This window comes from Paenibacillus xylanexedens, from assembly GCF_017874615.1.
In the GTDB taxonomy this organism is placed as follows: Bacteria; Bacillota; Bacilli; order Paenibacillales; family Paenibacillaceae; genus Paenibacillus; species Paenibacillus xylanexedens.
Genome location: NZ_JAGIKV010000046.1, coordinates 1 through 23102 on the forward strand (window position 1 = coordinate 1; position 23102 = coordinate 23102).

Consider the following 23102-nt stretch of genomic DNA (forward strand, 5'->3'; position numbering starts at 1 on the left):
AGCAGGATAAACCTCTGCTTTGTCCTTTTTTGAACCTATGAGTGTTATTTCTTTTTGCCGATACGCTTTTCAGGGCTTTTGAGACAGCCCCTTTTAAAACGGCTCACTCGTTCCCGGACTGCGAGTTGAGCCGGGTGACGGAGTTCGCTCAGATGAATTTCTTTTGTCCACAGCAGCTGATGAATTAGGTGTAGAACGTGGTTTACGCATTAACCCTACGGTGAAACGTGAGCCAGGAAGCTTGGATAGCGCCCAACTGATTGCAAGAGCAATGCCAACTGTTACAAGGAACGATAGCAACGTTACAGGCAGATGCCATCCACTGAGATGAAGCGGTCTGGTTACATAAGCGATCGCGTAGATCACCAGTGCATGAACCAGATATCCACCAAATGAATAGCGGCCAATCCAGGCTAAGAGGCGCTGAAACCGTGTATCTTTGCCCCGCATTAGTACAAGGAAACCATACATCATAAACATCTGAGCCATAATGATCAGGAATGTGGTTGGTTTCAGATAGGTAGAGATATTCAGATTCACAACATCCCCTGACCCACGCAGCACATCGTAACCAAGCCATATATACATCCCTATAAACAGACAGATCGTCCATGGCAGGATCTTTGTGGTCCAACTCCTCCAGCTATCCACTGACCAAGCACATACGGCACCCAGTAAAAAGTAGAACCAGTACATCACCCATGAATAGGAGCGATATTGCAGCAACGTTGACCAAGGCTCAGACATGGATTCTGTCCAGCCCCCCATATTATAGTAGGACCATTGCATAAGCAGGGCATATAGTGCTGCTGCAAAGAGAATTAGCCCGATAATGACTTGCATGGGCGTGAAGCGTGAGGCGTTCTGGATACGTCTCTGAATGGCTTTTGCTCCCACCAAAAACAGGGGGAACAGAATATAGAACTGAAACACCATAATGACAAACCAGAGATGATATCCTGTCTGTGGGACAAACAGTTCACGAATCAGACTGCGAAAATCCGGTATGCCTGCACGCCAGAACGCGGGGGTGAAGATACGGACAGAAAGCCAGTAGATCAGTGTCCATACGACAAACGGCATATAGATATCGCCAAATCGCTTTCGAATGAAGCGAGGATAGTCCGGTTTGGTGTTACGATGATGGTAAAACAACATTACACCCGCTAGAAATACAAACGTTGGCGTACCAAATCGGGTTAGATGATAAATCATGGTCAGCATAATGGAATCCGGTTGTTCAATATCGGCGCGATAGATATATTCAGCGATACTATGCTGCATGACGATTGCCAGAAAGGCAATGCCCCGCAGTTCGGTCCATTCCGCTATTCGCGGTTTTTTCACATTGTAATCCTCCCTCCAGGAACCGGAGTTCATCATATAAGGGTACCTGTTAAACATTAAGGCTGCATTAAATGGAGAAAATAGGTACTAAAAAAGACGGCTTTGACCGTCTTTTCTGTTGATATATCTCATGCTTGTTTTAGTTCTGTCCCTCTGATGATGGAGTCTCTGAGGACTCGGCATCTTCTTCAAACAGTTTCTGAATGTAGGACTGGAGTTTGGTTACATCAACACCCAGCACCTGAGCTGAGCCGACGAGTTCATTGGTGAGTAGTTTGTTCGGTGGAATTTGCTGCTGATCGATATCGTTCACATGGATATCGAAGCCAAGTGATGCGAGTTTTAACATCTGGGTTGGACTGAGGTCCGTCTCAATGTAGGGAGCGATCGCTTCCAGGATATCCGGGATTTTGAAGAGTGACGTGGTACTCTGCATTTTCTTGGCCAGCTCGGTCATGAAGATCCGCTGCCGTTCGGTGCGCGTGAAATCCGAGGTGGCATCATGCCGGAACCGAACATATTGCAGGGCGGTTTTGCCGTCCATATGCTGCAATCCTTTTTTTAAGTCAATGTCGTACATATGTTTATCTGCTTTACTGGTGTAATACATGTCTTTCTCCACATCGATCTCAATACCGCCTACCGCATCAACGAGTGCCATGAATCCTGTAAAGTCTGTGTAGACATAATGCTGAATGGGAACACCGAGCAGATCACTGACGGTTTGTTTGGTCAGCTCCGCACCCCCGTAGGAAAAGGCTGCATTAAGTCTGCTTTTGCCATGCCCAGGAATTGCAACATAGGTATCACGCAGTACGGAGAATAGATGGGCTTTCTTGGTGACCGGATCAATGGAAGCGACCATGACCGAGTCCGAGCGTCCTGCATCGTCGCCTCTTGAGTCTCCACCAAGGAGCAGAATGTTCACCCGTTCCTGGCCCTCCCATCTGGGAATCGTTGTCGTTGGTGTGTCTGAATCGCTCTCTGTGCCGGAAGAGGACGAGTTGGATGAAGTCCCGGAAGCCGTGGAGATGCTATTGGCAAAATGAACAATCGAATATCCGTAATATACAACGACACCTGTAATCGCAAGTGCCAGGGTCAGGGCTGTACCCCATAACCATTTTTTAACCATAATCTTCACCTTTCTATGATTGAACTGATATGTAACCCAAACAAGTTTAACAAAAAGAAAGCAAAATGTCCTCTTTGATTTCGTAACTTCGGTCAATGTGAGGAATGTTTGACAAATAGTTGGTGTATAATTATTATGTAAAAAATCTTGTTTTGTGGCTTTGGGTTATGGATGCTACTACTTGCTGTGTTGACAGGGGTGTCGCGTGTATATGTAGGTGTACATTATCCGGGAGATATTCTGGGGGGATTCCTTCTGGGCATGTTCAATTCAAGAAGTCTCTTATCTCTGGTTCTGCCAAAGATGGGAGACTTTTTTTGTGTTATGTTCGAAGTTACATGAAATTTATAGAAATTGAATTCTAACATCTACAATTCACGACGATAGGTGACGATATATTATAAATATGTATTATTTTGAGGAGTGGGACACATGGAAGACACGCGGGGGAATAAGTTGGGGATATTGAAGTTAACGATTCGAGGCAAGTTACTGACAGGTTTTCTTATCGTCGTGGCTCTGCTGGTTGTTGTAAGCGTTTATGCGTTAATACAGATCCATAATATGTCTGGTAAAGCCAATGATGTGGATCAGACCTGGATGCCGAGTGTAAGCCTCCTTGGCTTGATGAATGGGGATGTTTCGGATGTAGAGCGGTTGGCGCTGGCAATTATCGTTGAACAAGACGAAGAAGAAAATGTCAAGGTGAATGAAGCGTTAAAGTTGCTCCTCACCAAGATTGAGGATGAGCGTAAACAGTTGCTTACATACATTGAGAGCAATGATGAATCGATGAAGCTCTACAATGATTTCAGTACGAATTATGATGCGTATCTGGAGAAAATGCCTGCATTCATAGAATTCGGTATTGCAAATAACTATGAAGAAGCAAGTAGACTGCACACTGAAGCCTATCCAATGTGGTACACAGCAAACGACTCTATCACCAAGTTAATCACTTTAGGCAATGAAGGATCGGAAGCCGCAACGGGTGATTCTGTTGCATTAGCAGAGAATACATTTAATGTCATTTTGGCAGTGACAATTTTTGCATTCCTGGTCGCGATATTCATTGCATTCTTCATTGCAAGCATTATTTCACGTCCAATCAAAAAGATGAATGAAGCGGCCATGGCTATTGCCAATGGTGATCTGACGGGTGAGACGATTGTGCTCAAGAACAAAGACGAATTGGGAACGCTCGCGGCTTCCTTCAATACCATGAGTGGTAATTTGCGCTCCATGATTGAATCGGTATCGATGACTTCCGAACAGGTAGCAGCTTCATCGGAAGAGCTTCTTGCAAGTGCAGAGCAAAATACTCAAGCCTCGGAACAGATTTCCGAAACGGTTGAGGAACTGGCCGTGGGCACGTCAGATCAAGTTGATATTGTGAAGCGCTCTTCACAGGCGATGAATGAGATGGCTCTCGGATCAGAGCAGATTGCCGAGCTTGCTCAGAGTGTATCCGTATCTGCTGTAGATGCGGCGAATCAATCTTCCGAAGGAAATATGATTATTCAGCAAGCGGTTGAACAGATGGGTTCTGTTCGAAATTCCATTGCTTCGCTTACTGAATTGGTTACAGGGCTGGGGGAACGTTCAGCAGAGATTGGAACCATTACCGAGGTAATCAACAACATTGCCCGGCAGACCAATCTGCTTGCACTGAATGCAGCCATTGAAGCCGCACGAGCAGGAGAGCACGGACGTGGTTTCGCCGTAGTTGCGGGAGAAGTGCGTAAGTTGGCTGAGGAATCTTCTACATCTGCGCAAAGAATTACGGATCTCGTTCAATTGATTCAGAAAGATACGGATCATGCTGTTCAGGCAGTGAAAGTGAACAGCAGTGAGACAGAAGCCGGAATCGAGATGGTTACTGCGGCAGGACAAGCCTTCGAGCAGATCTCGGATGCGGTCAACAAAGTAGCGGGTGAAATCCAGGAAGTATCTGCAGGTTCAGAGGAAATGTCGGCGAGTACAACTGAGGTTGTAGGATATGTAAGTCAAATCTCCAACATTGCTGGAGAGGCAGCGGGCGGGGTTCATAATGTATCTGCCGCAACTCAGCAGCAGTTGGCTTCGATGGAAGAAATTGCATCATCCGCAGGTTCATTATCCAAAATGGCCGAAGAACTGCAGGAGCAGATTAACAAGTTCAAAGTGTAACTAAGAGATGTTCTGTGATATCTAAGGTGTACAGAAACATACTGACAGGATGGTCAGAATGCCATTCGATGTGTACTGTTGATGATAACAAGGGCGAGAAGCTGTTTCTATAACGCGCATATGCGTTAGAGAAACAGCTTTTTTTGTCACATGACGCAGAGCAGGTCACAACAATGTTATTTCAGAAGTCACCAACGCTTATATAGCTGGTGAAACAAACGGCTATAATGGTAATTAATGGTGGAACTTACACTGAAATACACCATGGGAAGGAGCGATATAAACTTGCAGTCCAGAGTAATGCATACGGAATATTGATGAAGAGGAGATGAATAGTTGAACATGAAGGGGAGCTGGTGGAGACGAGTCGCTATGATCGCGTTATCGGCAGGACTACTGGCAGGGAGTTTATCGATGGGTACAGGAATTCGTAAGGCGGATGCGGCCGCCGGAAATCAGAACTATGCTGAAGCACTGCAAAAGGCCATTTACTTCTATGAGGCACAGCGCTCGGGTCCGTTGCCAGCGAGTAATCGGGTCGAATGGCGTGGTAATTCGGGCATGCAGGATGGAGCTGATGTAGGCGTTGATCTGACCGGAGGATGGTATGATGCCGGAGATCATGTGAAGTTTGGATTTCCGATGGCTGCTTCCGCAACGATGCTCGCCTGGTCTGTCGTGGAATACAGTGACGGATATGAACAGGCCGGACAACTGGAGGAGATCAAGGATAATATCCGATGGGCGACCGACTACTTTATGAAAGCGCATACGAAACCAAATGAATTATGGGGACAAGTGGGGGCAGGCAATACCGACCATGCCTGGTGGGGTCCTGCAGAAGTCATGCAGATGAACCGTCCTTCGTTCAAGATAGATGCTTCATGCCCGGGCAGTGATCTGGCGGCAGAAACGGCTGCAGCGCTGGCAGCGTCATCGATTGTATTTGCAGATGATGATCCGGCATATTCGGCCAGACTGCTCCAACATGCGAAAGAGCTGTATAATTTCGCAGATACATATCGGGGGGAATACACCGATTGTATCACTGATGCTGCAGCGTTTTATAATTCGTGGACAGGATACGAAGACGAGTTGGCATGGGGTGGCGCATGGCTTTATTTAGCTACTAATGATAGCGCTTACTTGTCCAAAGCCATTGCAGCTACGGACCGGTGGTCTTCTAGCGGAGGCTCAGCCAATTGGCCCTATACCTGGACACAAGGTTGGGACAGTAAACATTATGGTGCCCAGATTCTGCTTGCCCGTATTACGTCCAGTTTGAACATGCCGGAGGCGACAAGATTTATTCAGTCGACTGAGCGCAATCTGGATTATTGGACAGTTGGAGTCAATGGGACACGAGTCAAGTATACGCCAGGAGGTCTGGCGTGGCTGGATCAGTGGGGTTCGCTCCGATATGCAGCGAATGCATCCTTTATTTCTTTTGTATACTCCGACTGGGTCAGTGATCCTGTGAAAAAGTCAAGATATCAGGATTTTGCTGTTTCACAGATGAATTATATTCTGGGCGATAATCCGCGTCAGAGCAGTTATGTGGTCGGATATGGGCAAAATGCACCTCAACATCCGCATCATCGGACCGCTCACAGTTCATGGCTGAATAACGAAGATATCCCGGCTAACCATCGCCACATTCTGTATGGTGCCATGGTCGGTGGCCCGGATGCATCGGATGGATATACCGATGATATCGGGGATTACGTGAGTAATGAGGTCGCAACCGATTACAATGCTGGTTTTACCGGCGCACTGGCAAAGATGAATTTGCTATTTGGTCAGAATCATCAGCCCCTGGCGAACTTCCCTGCACCTGAGGTGAAGGGAGATGAGTTCTTTGTGGAGGCTGCCATCAAATCATCAGGTGCCAATTATACGGAAATCAGAGCACAGCTTAATAATCGTTCCGCTTGGCCTGCCCGAATGGGAGATCAACTGTCTTTTAAGTATTTCCTGGATTTGAGTGAAGTGTATGCTGCCGGGCGTACCGTATCGGACGTGCAAGTGACGACCTCCTATACGGAGGGAGCGACGGTATCCCAACCAGTTGTGGTGAATACAGCCCAGCATATCTATGCCATTACGGCGAACTTCGGTAATACGAAGATTTATCCAGGTGGGGAAGGAAATTATCGTAAAGAAGTACAGTTCCGCATTACAGGCCCACAGGGTGCATGGAATGCAAGCAATGATCATTCGTTCCAGACGCTGACCACAGGCACTCCTGTGAAGAGCATATACCTTCCAGTCTATGATGCAGGGGTGAAGGTGTATGGACAGGAGCCTGGTGTTACACCAGGCACGGTTCCAGGCGCACCTGCTGGCGTGCAGGCCGTAGCGGGAGGCAGTCAGGTTAACCTGACCTGGGCGGCTGTATCCGGGGCCGAATCGTATACGGTGAAGCGTTCCGAGGTGAGTGGAGGACCATATACAACTGTTGCGACAGGGGTTAATGGATTGACCTATACAAACACGGGACTGACCAACGGGACGACTTATTATTATGTAGTGACTGCTGTGAATTCAGCAGGGGAATCATCGGGTTCTGTACAGGTGTCGGCTACCCCGCAAGCAGCTTCGACGGTGCCGGGAGCACTGACTTTAAGTGGGACAGCTGGTAATGCGCAGTCGGTCCTGACTTGGACAGCAGCCTCGGGCGCGTCTAGCTATAAGGTACAACGTTCGATGGCAGGCGGGACATATGCAGATGTGGCAACCGGATTGTCTGTGTTGACTTACACCGATACCACAGCGCTGAATGGCACCACGTACAATTACCGGATTGCAGCTGTGAATGCGAACGGACAGACACTGTCCAATGTCCTGGCACTGACGCCTTCTGCACCTCCGGTGACGACCGGTACACTCGAAGTGCAGTACCGCAGCGGAGGGTCCGGGAATTCAAGTAATGCGGTGACTCCGCAGTTCACCGTGAAGAATACCGGAACACAGGCGATTGATCTCAGTACCGTGAAGATCCGATATTATTTCACCAAGGATGGTGCGGATCAAATGACTTTCTGGTGTGATTATGCCGAGATGGGCACGGCCAATGTTGAAGGTACATTTGTCGCAGTGAATCCGGCAAAGGGTACCGCAGATACGTATCTGGAGATTAGCTTCAAGTCGGGAGCAGGCAGTTTGGCCGCTGGAGCAGAGACCGGCGTGATTCAAGCACGCTTTTCCAAAAATAACTGGAGCAATTTCGATCAAAGTAATGATTATTCCTATGATGCTTCCAAGACGGCTTTTGCCGCATGGAACAAGGTAACCGGGTATCAGGGAAATACCAAAGTATGGGGCTTGGAACCGTAACTAGCTGAATGTCAGAAGACGAAGAGCAGCATGGGCAGACCAACAGCACTTATATTCAATTTCCACTATTCCAGGGAGGTATATATTAATGTTGAAATCAGCTGCGAAAAAAAGTTTAACAGCCATGCTGGCGGGAACCGTCATGTTGACCGGATACACCGGACTCTGGGCAGGGCCGCAAACAGCACATGCCGCAGATCAGGCCATCGAGATTCAGGCAGACGGCATTAATGAAGCCCGGTTTTTGCAATTGTATGATCAGTTGAAGGATCCGGCGAACGGATATTTTTCGCCAGAGGGTCTACCGTATCATTCCATTGAGACCCTGCTGAGTGAGGCTCCGGATTATGGTCATATGACGACGTCAGAGGCATACAGTTACTGGCTGTGGTTGGAAACCATGTATGGTCACTACACGGGAGATTGGTCCCAATTGGAAGCAGCTTGGGACAGTATGGAGAAATACATTATCCCGGTCAACGAAGGTGACGGCAAGGAAGAGCAGCCTACGATGAGCTCGTACAACCCGAACAGCCCTGCTACGTATGCAGCGGAAAAACCTTTTCCTGATCAATATCCATCGCCACTTAATGGTCAATATGCAGCGGGTAAAGACCCGATTGATGCCGAACTTAAGGCGACCTATGGTAACAATCAGACCTATCTCATGCACTGGCTGGTCGATGTGGATGACTGGTATAAATATGGCAACCTGTTGAATCCATCACATAAGGCTACCTATGTGAACACGTTCCAGCGTGGGGAGCAGGAGTCTGTGTGGGAAGCCATTCCGCATCCATCCCAGGATGATAAATCTTTTGGTAAGGCAAACGAAGGTTTCATGAGCTTATTCACAAAGGAAACGCAGGTACCGTCAGCGCAATGGCGTTACACTAACGCAACGGATGCCGATGCACGTGCAGTACAGGTGCTGTATTGGGCGAAGGAGATGGGATACAACAATCCGGAATATCTGGATAAAGCGAAGAAGATGGGGGACTATCTGCGCTATGGTATGTATGATAAATACTTCCAGAAAATTGGAAGTGCAAAGAGCGGTACACCGACTCCGGGTACAGGCAAGGATTCCAACATGTATCTCATGGCTTGGTATACGTCTTGGGGCGGTGGCTTGGGTCAAGGTGGGGATTGGGCTTGGCGCATTGGAGCGAGCCATACCCATCAGGCTTATCAAAACCCGGTTGCAGCGTATGCCTTGTCTGATCCGGCAGGCGGCTTGATTCCGAAATCAGCAACAGCGAAGGCAGATTGGAATGCTACGCTGAAACGTCAGTTGGAATTCTACACTTGGCTACAATCCCATGAAGGAGCTATCGGCGGGGGAGCAACGAACAGTCTGGATGGTTCATACAAAGCCTATCCGGCAGGCGTAAGTACATTCTATGACATGGCTTATCAGGAGGCACCTGTATATCGTGATCCGGATTCCAACACCTGGTTTGGGTTCCAGGCATGGCCGCTGGAGCGTGTAGCCGAGATGTACTATATTCTTGCAGAGAGCGGGGATTTGACCTCTGAGAACTTCCAGATGGCCAAGAAGGTAATCACGAAGTGGATCGACTGGAGTAAGGATTATGTATTTGTAGGTGAGCGTCCGGTGACGGATGCGCAAGGTTATTATCTGAATGCGGCTGGACAGCGCATTTTGGGTGGAACTAATGTTCAGGTAGCAACAACGCCGGCTCCGGGAGAGTTCTGGATTCCGGGTGGTCAGGAATGGCAGGGTCAACCGGACAAATGGAATGGATTCAGTTCGTTTACGGAAAATCCGAACTTCCGTGTAACGACCAAAGATCCAGTGCAGGACACAGGAGTTCTGGGAAGTTACGTTAAAGCTCTGACCTTCTTCGCAGCGGGAACACAGGCAGAGAACGGTACACTTAGCGCGGAAGGCCAAGAAGCCAAGGATTTGGCCGAGGCTCTGCTGGATACAGCTTGGGATTACAATGATGGTGTGGGGATTGTTACGGAAGAAGAACGTAAAGACTACTTCCGCTTCTTTGCCAAAGAGATCTATATCCCGGCGAACTGGTCTGGAACCTTTGGTCAAGGCAACACGATTCCAGGTACAGCAGGTGTACCTTCCGATCCGGCGAAAGGTGGCAATGGCGTATACATTGGATACTCCGACCTGCGTCCAGCCATCAAGCAAGATCCGGCATGGGCTTACCTGGATAATCTGTACAAAACGTCATATAACACAACCACGAAACAGTGGGAAAATGGTGCACCTACCTTTACGTATCACCGGTTCTGGTCACAGGTGGATATGGCTACAGCGTATGGGGAGTATGATCGTCTCCTCGGAGATACCGATAGTCCGGAAGTGGAAGTACCCGCTGCTCCTGCTGGGGTAACAGCAACCGGAGCAAGCCAGCAAGTTGTTCTGAATTGGAACGCAGCCGCTGGTGCAGCCTCGTATACCGTGAAACGTGCAGCGGTGAATGGTGGTCCTTATACGTCTGTAGCGACAGGGGTCACAGGATCGGCATTCACGGATACAGGCTTGACCAACGGTACAACGTATTATTATGTCATCACTGCGGTGAATGCCGTAGGTGAGTCTGCACCGTCGACACAGGCATCTGCAACACCACTCGCAGGTACCGTTGTGCCAGGCGTATTCAACCTTGCTGGAACGGCTGGCAATGCCCAAGCGGTACTGACATGGACCGCATCAACTGGAGCTGCGAGTTATAAGGTACAACGTTCGGTAGGCACCGGAGCATATGCTGATCTGGCAACAGGTTTGACCGCACTGACGTATACCGACGCTACAGCGGTGAATGGTACGGCTTATAATTATAGAGTCGTAGCCATTAATACGAGTGGTCAGACGAATTCGAATGTATTGGTGTTGACCCCATTGGCACCTCCAGTTACAACGGGAACGCTTGAAGTACAATACCGTAATGGTAGTTCAGGAACTTCGGTCAATGCGATTACTCCACAGTTTAATGTGAAGAATACAGGTACAACTGCTGTGGACTTGAGCAAAGTGAAGGTCCGGTATTATTTCACCAAGGATAGTGCCGCTGATCTGAGTTTCTGGTGTGATTATGCACAGATTGGCAGCGGTAACGTGGAAGGGCATTTTGTTTCGATAGATCCGGCCAAGGGCACGGCAGATACGTATCTGGAGATTGAATTCAAAGCAGGTGCCGGCAGTTTGGCCGCGGGTGCCGAAACCGGAATCATCCAGGGACGTTTCTCGAAAAACAACTGGACGAATTTTGATCAAACGAATGATTATTCCTTTGATTCCACCCAATCGGCCTTCAGTGCCTGGACAAAAGTGACAGCTTATCAGGATGGCGCCAAGGTATGGGGAATTGAACCTTAAATGAGTTGATCGACCAGCTGTAGAGTGATGTTACCAATCATCCAGGTTAAGCCGGGGAGAAATCCCTGGCTTTTCTTTTTTTTTTATGGAAAAGCAAAAATGTGAATTTGGGGAACGGTAATCGGCAAATGAATCATAGTAATGTTTACCATATTTGCGATTTTAAACATTAAAATCTAGGTCATATGGCATATAGCCTGAATGAGAAACGACCTAACTCTTTTATCGCGGTAAAATGAAGCATATCAAATAGTTACAATAATTTAACCTTTCAAAAAGAAGGGATCAGCAGTGAATTTTTCCAGTAGATTATGGATACACCCTGATACTTAGTGCTCAAGTTCGCCTATATCAATACAGGACTTTTGACTGATGAACGTTATGGATAGCCCGTTTACAATGGGGCAAGCCCGGGAGAACCAAGCCAGGTTAAAATTCTGTAACATCAGGGGGAACTCGACATCATGAACTGGAAAAAAACGATTATTACGGCAAGTGTCACAGCAACGATGCTGATGGGAAGTCTGACGACAGGAGCACTAACGGCACAGGTATCGGCAGCTGCTGTTAACAATTCACAAGTAAAAGTAATTTGGGGCGTAAACCTACGCACAACACCTTCTTCTTCTGCAAAGATTGTTCGCTTGGTCGCTAAAGGGGAAACGGTAACGGTGCTTCAGCAATCCGGTTCGGATTGGTATAAGATTAAGGATTCTGCTAACCGGACAGGCTACATATCTTCTTCATCCAAATACACACAAGCGATTAGTGGCGGCACAAGCGGATCGGGTTCGAATAGTGGTACATCGGTGACCGGCAATGCATCTGTAGAAAAAGTGATTGCAGCGGGAATGAAATATTTGGGAACACCTTATGAGTTCGGAGCCAGTCGTAACAGCACAGCTACTTTTGACTGTTCCAGCTTTGTACGCCAGGCCTTCATTGATGCACTGGGCATCAAGCTTCCAGCTGATTCCCGCAAACAGGGAGCCTATGTAAAAGCCAAGGGTACAGTTCAGACGAACTGGAAAAACCTGAAACGCGGCGATCTGATGTATTTCATGTCGTATAAAGGCAGCTCTGCATCATCGTATTCGGGCGTGAATAAATCTAGCGCAACCATTACGCACACAGGGATTTATCTGGGCAACGGCAAGGTATTACATACGTATTCCAACGCTGGCGGTGGTGTAACAACTAGTGATATCTCCGGCAAACACTGGGAGTATCGCTTCCTGTTTGGTGGCAGTGCGCTGTAGGTTGAAACAAGACCTTCATAGATAATCCGAGCATGTTCATATGCATACAAAACACCTTCCATTCTGCCTTTGACAGGCGAGTGGGAGGTGTTTTGGTGTTATTTATTATTTTGAAAAACTCAATCGTGATAGTACAGTCGGAACAGGATGTCCTGATTGTAGTTGCCGAATCCCTCACCATATAAGGTAAGCCCGCCTACATGCTGAGCATCTTCCTCCACCGAAAGACGAAGGGTCCATTGGTTGCGTTCGACCGGGATATCTGCGAGTGTAATGTCGGATAGATGTTGTCCATCAATAAACGTACCCTCATTGGTAATTCGCAGTACCTTGAGCATGCCGTATTGATTGACACTGTCACTCCACCATTCGGGGGTGAACATGCCACGTCCGTTGCCTGAATCTCCAGGACTTGTCCATTCCCCTAATCGGATGCCATTCAGCATGAATGTAATATCCGAGGGCCAATTCGGATTCACCGAAGGTGCTTCTGACCCGATCTCGAGGGACAATTCAATCGCATTGATCTGCTGTCCAGATAAGATATAGTTTGGAATTTTGTACTCCACGAATCCACGGCCAAACCATAGAATATGGGCATGCATCCGCTCGGGGTCAAGGAAATAACGAGGGTCATCGTACTGACCGATAACATGATTGGACGTAGCCAGACCACATGTCGGATAGACGTCAAAGTGTGTATAGTGTCCCACAGGGACGGAAACCTCGTGCAGCTTGCGGGCTGTGCCGCTTTCCTGCGGCATGGAGATGCCAATCCAGTCTACAGCAAGGCTGTTCATTTTATGTGTGCCGCCGTCTTTGCGTATCATTTTGGACTGAATAATGCCCACATCCTGAAGTTTTCGGACATGCATGGTCACGATGGCACTACTCAGACCCAGTGAAGCAGCAAGGTCTTTCACATTCATCGGAGTCTCTGCAACAAGGCGGATAATCTGTAGACGGACTTCACTGGCAAGTGCTTCATATAGGGGTAGCCATTCGGCGTCGGTATTTGCTCTGATCACAATTGTTCCTCCATTTTATCTATATTGAATTAAGTTAAACATAAATTCAGTAAAAAGAATAACATTTTGCAAAATTCAGGTTGAAAATAAGGCTATAATCGATTTTAATATAAATATGAACGTTGATCCATAGAATATCAATTAATTTTTATATTAATCTTAGGGAGTTGAAATTCATTATGGAAAAAGCAAAAATGACGGTAGATAAAGATTTTACTATTGGTGTAGTGGATAAGCGCTTGTACGGATCATTTATTGAGCATCTGGGACGTGCCGTATATGGCGGGATTTACGAGCCAGGGCATCCATCAGCGAACGAACAGGGTTTCCGTACGGATGTGCTGGAGATGGTCAAGGAGCTGAACGTACCGATTGTACGTTATCCTGGAGGTAATTTTGTATCCGGTTACAATTGGGAAGATTCGGTTGGGCCTGTGTCAGAACGCAAACGCAGACTGGACCTGGCCTGGAGAACGATTGAGACCAATGAATTTGGCTTCAACGAATTCGTGGACTGGGCAAAACAGGCTAATTCTGAAGTCATGATGGCCGTTAATCTGGGAACACGGGGTACGGATGCAGCTCGCAACATTGTGGAATACAGCAACCATCCGGAAGGTTCGTACTATAGTGATCTTCGCATCAAGCATGGATACAAGCAGCCACATGCGATCAAAACATGGTGTCTGGGCAACGAAATGGATGGTCCTTGGCAGATTGGTCACAAAACGGCAGATGAGTATGGACGGTTAGCTGTTGAAGCGGCAAAAGTCATGAAGTGGACGGACCCGACGATTGAGCTGGTAGCCTGCGGAAGTTCGAATCTGAATATGCCATCGTTCCCGGAATGGGAAGCAACGGTGCTGGATCATACGTATGATCACGTGGAGTATCTGTCCTTGCATCAATACTACGGCAATCAAGAGCAAGATACGCCAACGTTCCTGGCACGCTCGCTTGAAATGGATCGTTTTATCGATACCGTGAAGGCAACTTGTGATTATATCAAAGCCAAGAAACGTAGCAAAAAGACGATGTATCTGTCCTTTGATGAGTGGAATGTATGGTATCACTCCAATGAAAATGATTCGAAGATGGACCCTTGGCAGATTGCTCCGCCACAGCTGGAGGATATCTACAATCATGAGGATGCATTGCTTGTTGGATGTATGTTGATCAGTATGCTCAAACATGCGGATCGGGTTAAAATGGCCTGTCTGGCACAACTCGTTAACGTAATTGCGCCGATCATGACAGATACGGGTGGTGGTTCATGGAGACAGACAATCTTCTATCCATTCATGCATACGTCCCTCTTCGGGCGTGGAACAGCATTGGTGCCATTGATCCAGTCTCCAAAATACGATACAAAACAAATCACAGATGTTCCTTATCTGGAAGCTATTGCGGTGCATAACGAAGAGCAGGGTGAAGTGACTGTATTCGCAGTCAACCGTCATCTGGAAGAATCCCTTCCGCTCGAAGTGGATCTGCGCAGCTTCGGGAAGTGTACCGTGATCGAGCATATCGTGCTGGAAAGTGATGATCTCAAAGCATCTAATACGGGAGCACAACCAAACCGCGTTGCTCCTCATAATCGTGGAGGTGCAGTTGTATCTGATACTCTGATTACGGCGAGCCTGGCAAAAGCATCATGGAACGTAATCCGTTTGAAAGTTCAGTAGGGAATTAGCATAAAGGGATGGGACACGTGAGGGCGCAATGGCAGGCATGATGCCCGAGAGGGAAACCAGCGGACAGCGGATCAGCGTGTTCCTTCAATCAAAAAAGCTGGGTGCGAGTTCATCGCATCCAGCTTTTTTCGTTGTGTTTTGTAGGGAAAAGGAAGGCATGGGAGACATGAGTGATGATGTGGCAGACAAGGTAGCATATAAGTTAGGTAATGGCGTGTGTTGAAATGAAGTACATGGTCCTGCCATACGCATACGCGCTAACGAACCTAGGACACCTTATTGTGCCGATTATCGTTATAGTAGAAACTTAACGAATCTGAGACACGTTATTCTGGCAAAAAGACGGATAAATCTCGGTAAAAGCAAGCTCAGAGCGGAAATAACGTGTCTAGGATTCGTTAGAATATTAGAGTATCCAAAAACAGACTAATAGCGTGTGCTGAGTTCGTTACAAATCACCCGCCTATGTGAAAAGTTTATTTCTGTTCCGCTTTGATTCAGCTTTGATTCAGCGTAGCTTCCGCTCCAATTTAAAACTCAAAACTTTCGCCATCACGTGGAATGAGCACCTGACCATCCAACTGCTCGGATGCCAGATAAGTCGCAAGATCCGTACGAGACATCACACAATGGTTAATCGCATCCATGTGCACAGCGATGACATGAGCAGACGGCGCATGGCGCTTCACGGCGACAACTTCAGGCCCGTCCATCGTAATGGGATCACCCTCCACGAAGCGTGCACCTCCGGCATTCACGACAATGACTTCAGGCGTATATTGGCGGATGGCCTCAGCAGGTTCTTCACACCAGATGGTATCTCCAGCGATATAGGTGACAGGTTCTCCATCTGCTTCAAGTACGAAACCGGACACGTTGCCCATACGTTCACCGATTTCACCTGTGCCATGATGCCCGGATGTACGGGCGAATCGGACAGAGTGATGCTCATGTTTTTTATCTACAGCTGTTACATTCGTGAATCCGGCACCCAGAAATACATTCTCATCCCCAGGCTGGCAGATCAGGGGAATGTCTTTGCCAAGTTGTTTCGCCGCTGCTTCATCCCAGTGGTCCACATGGGTGTGTGTCACAATCAACAGATCCGGATTCAGATAATCCGTTTCGGTTTCGGGCAGACCGACTCTCGGATTACGTAACTCATTGGGTGTGTTCGGGAATGCAGGCATGACTTCGGCGTCCATCAACATCGGATCAACGAGAATGTTCAGCCCTCCGTATTCCAACCACAGTGTAGCATTGCGAATCAATTGAATTTTCATTATATTTGCACTCCTTCGAGTTGTTTAATAGTATTACCCTATATGGTATACAACCCGTTTAACGGCGTACATAACATGATGAATGGAATTAGGCCACGCTAATTTCACCGTGAAAGGATTGCTGAAGCAAGATGAATGAAATGATAGATGACACGGATATACGTATTTTGCAGATTCTGATTCAGGATGCCAAACGTTCTCACAAAGAGATCGGTGAAGAGGTTCATCTCACGGGACAGGCCGTTGGTGCAAGAGTGCGCAAGCTGCAAGATCTGGGTGTGATTGAAGGGTATACGGTAAAATGGAACCCGGAACGCCTTGGCCTCGGTCTACAGGCCTTTGTCACGGTTTTCTTGAACTCCGGCGACAGACATGTCGCCTTTCGTACATTCATTGCTGCACGTGAGGACATCGTTGAAGTCCATCGCGTCAGCGGAGAAGGCTGTTATCTGATGAGAGTGCAGACTGGCACCACAGAGCAGCTTGGCCAACTGCTTGAAGCATTACTGCCTTACGGCAATTACAAAGTCAGCCTATCCATAGGTGTTGAGAAATCACAGTAATGTGTTGGAAGCTTGTCCTCATCCATCGTGGTACTCAACGAACCTGATTCTGTTCCTGCAAAGTCCTCTGAAGCAAAGCCACAGCCTGGTTCAGCTCTTTTTTGCTCAGCAGATGATCTGTCTGAATGTGAGACCGTGTGCCGTCCTTCAAGTACAGGACAAACATGGGAGAAGCAGACAGGAGCCACTTGCTGCGGGCAGGTGAGGCGAGTTCGACTTTGCGAATCTTGCTCCATGGAATCTTCCGTTTGCCCGTGCTCAACGCATCATCATCCCAGGATAACAACACGGCAGGGGTTCTGGTTAGTCGTGACACAAACATGAAGAATAGCGGTCCGATCAACCACATACCCAGCACGGCTGCAATGGAATAGTATATGGTCTCCAGTCTTTCGGCTTGTCCGTCCACGATGATCCATAATAAGCTCACGCACAAGAGAAGGAAAAGGAAGCATAGACTTCCCTTCCATAGAGCTGTGCTGCGTTGGTAACGAATCTGCTGATGGTCACGCTTGGGTGTTTCGGGTTGTTGCATGGATGTTCCTCCTAATTAACAATGCTGATCGATATGCCAAACGTGCCGCCTGCATAAGCAGAGCGGCATGTTCAACGTTCTGTATTTACTATAACTCAGGTTCATTACCCTGATATAGCTGAATTTTTACCTGCATCACGCGCATGGGTGTACAAGTCTGCATATACACCGTTGGCTGCGATTAGTTCCTGGTGCGGTCCTTCCTCCACAATCTCCCCATTCTCCATCACCAGAATTCGATCGGCATGCATCACTGTGGACAGGCGATGAGCAATGACAATGGTGGTTCGTCCCTGGGATACCGATTCCAACGCCTGCTGCACAAGCTGTTCCGTGTGTGAGTCCAGATTGGCGGTTGCCTCATCCAGGATGAGTACTCGGGGCTGGAACACCACGATCCGGGCAAATGAAATCAACTGCCGCTCCCCGGCGGATAGTCCGCTTCCGCGTTCGGATAGATGCGTATCATATCCTTGAGGCAAACGTGAAATCATCGTATGTGCTCCGACAAACCGGCAGGCCTCAATCGCCTGCTCTCGCGTAATATCCTCACGAAACATCCTCACATTATCAATAATGGAACCGGAAAACAGGAAGGGTTCCTGTTGAATCAGACCCACGATCCGATGAAGCTTAGCCTGCGGCAGATGCCGAATATCGGTACCGTCAATCTCGATACTGCCCTTGTCTACATCATAGAAGCGATTGAGCAGGGAGATCAGGGTGCTTTTGCCAGCGCCTGTTGTGCCCACAATACCTACCATTTCACCCGGATAGAGGTGCAGGTTCATCTGCTGGATCAAGGGCCGGTCTGCACGATAACCGAACGACACATCATTAAAATCAATCTGGCCCATCACATTTTGTGGTTCAAGCGAGGAGGCCATCCCGGGTTTGGGATCAGCAACTTCAGGCCGTGTATTCAGAATGTTCCAGATGCGATCCATTGATACGGTGGTGGACTGGAATGTATTCCATTGCATCGTAATCTGGTTAATCGGTTGAAAGAACTGACGGATATAGCTGATAAACGCATATAATACCCCGACTTGCAGGGACTCACCCAGTACGGCGCGACCTCCAAGCCAGACCATCATGACCAGTGCTGCATTGCCAAGGATATCAAACGTCCGGTTGAAGATAACATTGGAGCGGGCTTGAGCAATATTGGCTTTCAGATGAAGTGCGTTCTGTTCCGAGAAACGTTTCTTCTGTTCTTCTTCCTGGTGAAAAGCCTGAATCAAGAACATGCCGGACAGGTTCTCCGCCGTAAAAGCGATCAAACGGGAAAGACGGGTACGCGCATTTTGATAAGCTTTCCGCAGTCGACTACGGAATAATACCGCTACCACCGCAATAACAGGCAGAACGATCAGGGAGTATGTCGCCAGCACAGGATCAAGTTGGAACATAAAAACGATAATGAGCACCAGCATCATACCATCCCGAATCAGACTGAGCAGTACTTGAGTGAAAAAGCTGCTGATGGTCTCCGTATCACTGGATACGTTTGTGACCAGACTGCCGATATGAAAACGGTCAAAGAAAGACATGGACATTTTGGAGATATGCTTAAACAGGTCTTTTCTGATCCGGGATACAATGTTCTGTCCCACATGCTGCAACAGATTATTCTGGATATAGGTAAAAATAAAACTGATGACAGCCAGCCCAAGAAAGATGGCTGCGAGCTGAACGAGAAAGCCCACACTGGTCTGGCCCACGGCCAGATGATCATCGATGGCGATCTTCACCAGATAGGGTTGCAGCAGATCTGCCGATATGCCAAGCAGTGAACAGAAGAAGATACCGGCAAAAGCCCATTTATGCGGTTTGGCGTATGCCATCATCGCTTTAAACGAAGTTCGTTTACTCTGATCGTCTTCTGCATCTGAGTGAAGTTCAGCGTTAGACATGATGTAATCCCTCCTCCTGCAAACGGTAGGTGGCCGCATATAACCCCTTGGCAGCCATCAGCTGCGCATGTGTTCCCTGTTCAGCGACTCGCCCTTCATCCAGAACGATAATATCGTCCGCATGACGGACCGCGCTGATGCGATGAGAGATGATCAATGTGGTCTTGCCCTTACCGATCTCGCGCAGACTGCGCAGAATACCACTCTCGGTGACAGCATCAACCGCGCTCATACTGTCATCCAGAATAAGTAACTGTGCTTGTTTGATCAGTCCTCTTGCAAGGCTGGTTCGCTGACGCTGTCCACCAGACAGGGTGAGTCCACGTTCGCCAAGCAGTGTATCGAAGCGATCAGGAAAACGGACAATATTGTCATAGATCATGGCTTGCCGTGCACTATGTTCCACTGTATCCAGCGATACTTCCCGGTCGCTAAATGCGATGTTATCCCGGATGGTGGTACTAAACAGGAATCCATCCTGAGGGACATAGGCGATGCGCGATCTTAGACTTTCCAGCGACAGCTGCCGAATATCGGTACCATTGATGCAAATCGTTCCTTCAGGTGGTTCATATGTACGCAGCAATAGCTTAACGAGGGTACTTTTACCTGAGCCGGTCTTGCCTACAATACCGACCGTTCGCCCGGCACGGATACTGAGTTGAATGTTTTTGAGAGCAGGAGATGAACTGCCAGGATAGGAGAAGGTTAGATTCTCCATGGTGATATCTTGTACGGTTTGGAGCGCTGTGGCTTCAGGAATTTCACGCACATCCGCTACTTCGCTGAGCAGGTCATTCACCCGCTCCAGTGATGCGCCTGAGCGCTGAACGGTATTAATAACATTGCCGATCTGTTGAAGCGGTCCCATGATCATGCGCAGATATAAGGTTAAGGCGACAAAACTCCCGAGTGTAATAGAATTCTGCATGGTCATAATACCTCCGACAAGCAGAGAAACGACCAATGAGATCGCTCCCAGCAGCGGTAGCAAGGCTTGAAACAAGGAAGACAGACGAACCAGTCGAAGCTGTTTGCTCTTGATTGCATCTACGGTAGTTCCAAAGCGTGCACGAGCACTGTCTTCGATGGCAAACGTCTTGGTTACGCGAATGCCACCCAGCTGTTCTTCTGCCGATTCCGTCATGGTTGCAAGAGCTTCCTGCACGTCGCGAGAGCGCTTGCGAATCCGCGGACCAAAAAACACGACCAGAAATGGAATCGCCAGCAAAGGAACAACACTGATTAGAATGAGCTTTAACGGAATCCCGCTAAGCAGCATCATGACAATGCAGGATAACAGCAGGAAGGTGGCATTGGTCATGAGTGTCACACCATTGGAGATCGCTTCACGAACGGAAGTAACGTCATTCATGACATAACTGAGCAGCTTTCCGTTCCCCTGTTTGGAGAAATAATGTTCGCTAAGTTCGGAAAACTTACTGAATATACGCTCACGCGTCATGAATTCGAAGCGTCGACCCAGCTTCATAATCATGAATTGCCCGGTACCGAACAGCAGATTATACCCGATGGCAATAGCTAGAAGGGACAGGCTGTACCTTACGACCGTCTGCATCTGAAGTGTATTCTGCATCAACTGATCCGTGAAGCTGCCGAGTAAGCGGGGCAAGGATGCTTGCCCGACATTGGAGGCGATGATCAGAAGAACAGCAACCAGATAAACAGGCCAGTTCGACACAACATAACCGCGAAGTAATCCTTTCTTGGACATAGACGTTGTTCTCCTTTTGTTATAGGTGGGTGAAGTCAGTTCAGCAGGTGGAGTCAAGAAAAGGGCCGACACCTGTTATTAGCGCGTCGTGCCCTCTTACTGTATGCGATCTAGTTCGTTGTTTATCCGTCATCCGATAGATTTCTCTATTCTTATTTTTGCGCTAATCCGAATCAATGTCAACGAAGCCAGTTAGCAAAAGCAGGTGGATCGGATTAGCTGCGTCGGAGAAGAGTTCTATGCCGTGTTCTCGTGTTGTATTCACCAGATGTCGAAATTACTGAAACATTTTCTAGGGATGCCCCGTCTGTAGGAATGAAGAGGTAAAAAATAGGCTTTACTAATCATATGGAGGTGCCAGGAAATGAAACATAAAAAAGGATTGGCTGCAACACTTGCGCTCTGCGTTTCTTTGACAGCAGGAGGTGCATCGGTATTTGCCTTCACAGATGTGAAGGATGAAGGTCAGAAGTCGGTTGTGGATTCTTTGAAATCAAAAGGCATTGTTAACGGAGTAACGGCGGATCTGTTCCGTCCAGATCTTGCATTGTCCGAGCCACAGGGTGTTCAACTGATTGTAAATGCATTTGGTCTGAAAAATGAATTTGCGGAAGCATCCGCTCAGAATAAAATCAGTCCGGATACGTGGTATGCCGATGCGGTGCAGGCCGCTACTCAGAATGGACTGTCCATTCCGGTTGAAGTGAACCCGCAGGGCAAGATGACACGTGAACTGTTTGTCATTTTGCTGAATGAAGGGATTAACACAACCGGGAATTATCCGGTCATCATGAAGTATAATCTTGTTAAGGACGAAAATAAAATCGGTAAGGACGCCATATCTGCAGTCCAGAACCTGCTGAACATGAACATCATTGAACTGGATAAGGACGGGAATTTCCGTCCAGATCAGTCGCTTACCCGTATGGAGGCTGCAAGCATGATCTTTAATGCACTCGAATTTGTGGATAAACACGGCAATGGCGGCTCAGCAGAGCCAACTCCAACCAATCCAGGTGAAGGCCAACAAGCGATTGTACCTGAAGTAACAATGACGAAGGTTGATGACAAAACAACCAAAGTTAAACTCAGTGCTGAAATGCCGCATCCTGGTTATGGATTGAAGATTGATGATGTGAAATTGGAGAAGGATGGACGCGCTATCGTGCTCTATTCCATTATTCAACCTGATCCAGACATGATGTATCCGATGGTTATCACCAATGTGACTGCAGAAACGGATATCCCAACAGGGTATACAGCAGAAGCTCAACCTTCTGGTAAGTAAATTATTCTTTGAGATATCAAACTTGCGCTAAGCACAACGTCAATGAACAGAATATAGCTTAACTTAAAAACTCACCCTTCATGCGTGCATGGAGGGTGAGTTTTTAAGTTGCTGGAGAGGCGACACCAATCACTAACATCCAGCATTCAACTAATGCAAGGTGAGATACGCTAACGAACTCAGCGCACCTTATTTGGACGTTTATCGTGGTTATGCAATTCTAACGAACTTGAGACGCGTTATTCCCGCAAATAAGACTGGAAACAACAGAGAAAGCATATAAAAGGCAGGAATAACGCGTCTACGATTCGTTAAAAATCCCAATTACTAAAATATCATCGAATAACGTGTGCTGTGGACCTATGTCAAAAAAGTAGACACTACGCTGCGGATTTGTCCGTAAATTTCATCGCAAAACGAGCAGGGGAAAGATACCCTAGCGCGCCATGC

The 23102-nt window shown here is 47.8% G+C and carries 16 protein-coding genes; 9 read left to right on the plus strand and 7 right to left on the minus strand.

Annotated elements, in window-relative coordinates:
- Window positions 1–93: 93 nt before the first annotated feature.
- Window positions 94–1347 (minus strand): acyltransferase, encoded by a 1254-nt coding sequence (locus tag J2Z28_RS30700; RefSeq protein ID WP_211085738.1) that lies wholly within the window; start codon window positions 1345–1347, stop codon window positions 94–96.
- Between the two features lie 139 nt (window positions 1348–1486).
- Window positions 1487–2482 carry an LCP family protein gene (locus tag J2Z28_RS30705; protein ID WP_211085739.1) on the minus strand — a complete coding sequence of 332 codons (996 nt, stop codon included), beginning with the start codon at window positions 2480–2482 and terminating at the stop codon, window positions 1487–1489.
- 171 nt (window positions 2483–2653) lie between these two features.
- Here J2Z28_RS30705 and J2Z28_RS31900 point away from each other — a divergent pair, with 171 nt between their 5' ends.
- The 5 genes from J2Z28_RS31900 (at window position 2654) to J2Z28_RS30730 (ending at window position 12610) form a co-directional block, all read left to right on the plus strand.
- Window positions 2654–2824: a phosphatase PAP2 family protein gene (locus J2Z28_RS31900; protein ID WP_211085740.1), complete on the plus strand. Its 171-nt coding sequence runs from the start codon at window positions 2654–2656 to the stop codon at window positions 2822–2824.
- 90 nt (window positions 2825–2914) lie between these two features.
- The gene (locus J2Z28_RS30715; protein WP_244988625.1) at window positions 2915–4651 is read left to right on the plus strand and encodes a methyl-accepting chemotaxis protein; all 1737 of its coding nucleotides are present in this window, start codon (window positions 2915–2917) and stop codon (window positions 4649–4651) included.
- Between the two features lie 342 nt (window positions 4652–4993).
- Window positions 4994–7987 (plus strand): glycoside hydrolase family 9 protein, encoded by a 2994-nt coding sequence (locus J2Z28_RS30720; RefSeq protein WP_244988627.1) that lies wholly within the window; start codon window positions 4994–4996, stop codon window positions 7985–7987.
- An 88-nt stretch (window positions 7988–8075) separates the two neighbouring features.
- On the plus strand, window positions 8076–11351 hold the full coding sequence (locus J2Z28_RS30725; RefSeq protein WP_211085741.1) for a glycoside hydrolase family 48 protein: 3276 nt from the start codon (window positions 8076–8078) through the stop codon (window positions 11349–11351).
- Window positions 11352–11815: 464 nt separating this feature from the next.
- Window positions 11816–12610, plus strand: a complete 795-nt coding sequence (locus J2Z28_RS30730) for a C40 family peptidase (protein ID WP_211085742.1) — start codon at window positions 11816–11818, stop codon at window positions 12608–12610.
- A gap of 119 nt (window positions 12611–12729) precedes the next feature.
- On the opposite strand, the gene J2Z28_RS30735 is transcribed toward J2Z28_RS30730, so the two are convergent.
- Window positions 12730–13635, minus strand: a complete 906-nt coding sequence (locus J2Z28_RS30735; protein WP_047844139.1) for an ArsR/SmtB family transcription factor — start codon at window positions 13633–13635, stop codon at window positions 12730–12732.
- Window positions 13636–13817: 182 nt separating this feature from the next.
- Here J2Z28_RS30735 and arfA point away from each other — a divergent pair, with 182 nt between their 5' ends.
- Complete coding sequence (arfA, locus tag J2Z28_RS30740) at window positions 13818–15323, plus strand: arabinosylfuranosidase ArfA (protein ID WP_211085743.1); 1506 nt, start codon at window positions 13818–13820, stop codon at window positions 15321–15323.
- 37 nt (window positions 15324–15360) lie between these two features.
- Window positions 15361–15555 (plus strand): hypothetical protein, encoded by a 195-nt coding sequence (locus J2Z28_RS30745; RefSeq protein ID WP_211085744.1) that lies wholly within the window; start codon window positions 15361–15363, stop codon window positions 15553–15555.
- A gap of 307 nt (window positions 15556–15862) precedes the next feature.
- Here J2Z28_RS30745 and J2Z28_RS30750 read toward each other — a convergent pair whose 3' ends face one another.
- Window positions 15863–16615 (minus strand): MBL fold metallo-hydrolase, encoded by a 753-nt coding sequence (locus J2Z28_RS30750; protein WP_211085745.1) that lies wholly within the window; start codon window positions 16613–16615, stop codon window positions 15863–15865.
- A 131-nt stretch (window positions 16616–16746) separates the two neighbouring features.
- On the opposite strand from J2Z28_RS30750, the gene J2Z28_RS30755 reads away from it, so the two are divergent.
- Window positions 16747–17178 (plus strand): Lrp/AsnC family transcriptional regulator, encoded by a 432-nt coding sequence (locus J2Z28_RS30755; protein WP_211085746.1) that lies wholly within the window; start codon window positions 16747–16749, stop codon window positions 17176–17178.
- 34 nt (window positions 17179–17212) lie between these two features.
- On the opposite strand, the gene J2Z28_RS30760 is transcribed toward J2Z28_RS30755, so the two are convergent.
- The 3 genes from J2Z28_RS30760 to J2Z28_RS30770 form a co-directional block, all read right to left on the minus strand.
- Complete coding sequence (locus J2Z28_RS30760) at window positions 17213–17713, minus strand: hypothetical protein (RefSeq protein WP_211085747.1); 501 nt, start codon at window positions 17711–17713, stop codon at window positions 17213–17215.
- A 104-nt stretch (window positions 17714–17817) separates the two neighbouring features.
- The gene (locus tag J2Z28_RS30765; RefSeq protein WP_211085748.1) at window positions 17818–19629 is read right to left on the minus strand and encodes an ABC transporter ATP-binding protein; all 1812 of its coding nucleotides are present in this window, start codon (window positions 19627–19629) and stop codon (window positions 17818–17820) included.
- Entirely contained in the window at window positions 19622–21364 is a 1743-nt protein-coding gene (locus J2Z28_RS30770; RefSeq protein WP_211085749.1) for an ABC transporter ATP-binding protein, read from the minus strand. Before J2Z28_RS30770 ends, J2Z28_RS30765 begins: the two co-directional genes overlap by 8 nt.
- 364 nt (window positions 21365–21728) lie before the next feature.
- Here J2Z28_RS30770 and J2Z28_RS30775 point away from each other — a divergent pair, with 364 nt between their 5' ends.
- The gene (locus J2Z28_RS30775) at window positions 21729–22652 is read left to right on the plus strand and encodes an S-layer homology domain-containing protein (protein WP_211085750.1); all 924 of its coding nucleotides are present in this window, start codon (window positions 21729–21731) and stop codon (window positions 22650–22652) included.
- The last annotated feature ends 450 nt before the right edge of the window (window positions 22653–23102 follow it).

What these genes read in the sequence shown, in the direction of transcription:
- J2Z28_RS30705 (WP_211085739.1), bottom strand. Translation starts at nt 2,482, where the DNA reads ATGGTTAAAAAATGGTTATGGGGTACAGCCCTGACCCTGGCACTTGCG.
- J2Z28_RS31900 (WP_211085740.1), top strand. Translation starts at nt 2,654, where the DNA reads ATGCTACTACTTGCTGTGTTGACAGGGGTGTCGCGTGTATATGTAGGT.
- J2Z28_RS30715 (WP_244988625.1), top strand. Translation starts at nt 2,915, where the DNA reads ATGGAAGACACGCGGGGGAATAAGTTGGGGATATTGAAGTTAACGATT.
- J2Z28_RS30720 (WP_244988627.1), top strand. Translation starts at nt 4,994, where the DNA reads ATGAAGGGGAGCTGGTGGAGACGAGTCGCTATGATCGCGTTATCGGCA.
- J2Z28_RS30725 (WP_211085741.1), top strand. Translation starts at nt 8,076, where the DNA reads ATGTTGAAATCAGCTGCGAAAAAAAGTTTAACAGCCATGCTGGCGGGA.
- J2Z28_RS30730 (WP_211085742.1), top strand. Translation starts at nt 11,816, where the DNA reads ATGAACTGGAAAAAAACGATTATTACGGCAAGTGTCACAGCAACGATG.
- arfA (WP_211085743.1), top strand. Translation starts at nt 13,818, where the DNA reads ATGGAAAAAGCAAAAATGACGGTAGATAAAGATTTTACTATTGGTGTA.
- J2Z28_RS30745 (WP_211085744.1), top strand. Translation starts at nt 15,361, where the DNA reads ATGGCAGGCATGATGCCCGAGAGGGAAACCAGCGGACAGCGGATCAGC.
- J2Z28_RS30750 (WP_211085745.1), bottom strand. Translation starts at nt 16,615, where the DNA reads ATGAAAATTCAATTGATTCGCAATGCTACACTGTGGTTGGAATACGGA.
- J2Z28_RS30755 (WP_211085746.1), top strand. Translation starts at nt 16,747, where the DNA reads ATGAATGAAATGATAGATGACACGGATATACGTATTTTGCAGATTCTG.
- J2Z28_RS30760 (WP_211085747.1), bottom strand. Translation starts at nt 17,713, where the DNA reads ATGCAACAACCCGAAACACCCAAGCGTGACCATCAGCAGATTCGTTAC.
- J2Z28_RS30765 (WP_211085748.1), bottom strand. Translation starts at nt 19,629, where the DNA reads ATGTCTAACGCTGAACTTCACTCAGATGCAGAAGACGATCAGAGTAAA.
- J2Z28_RS30770 (WP_211085749.1), bottom strand. Translation starts at nt 21,364, where the DNA reads ATGTCCAAGAAAGGATTACTTCGCGGTTATGTTGTGTCGAACTGGCCT.
- J2Z28_RS30775 (WP_211085750.1), top strand. Translation starts at nt 21,729, where the DNA reads ATGAAACATAAAAAAGGATTGGCTGCAACACTTGCGCTCTGCGTTTCT.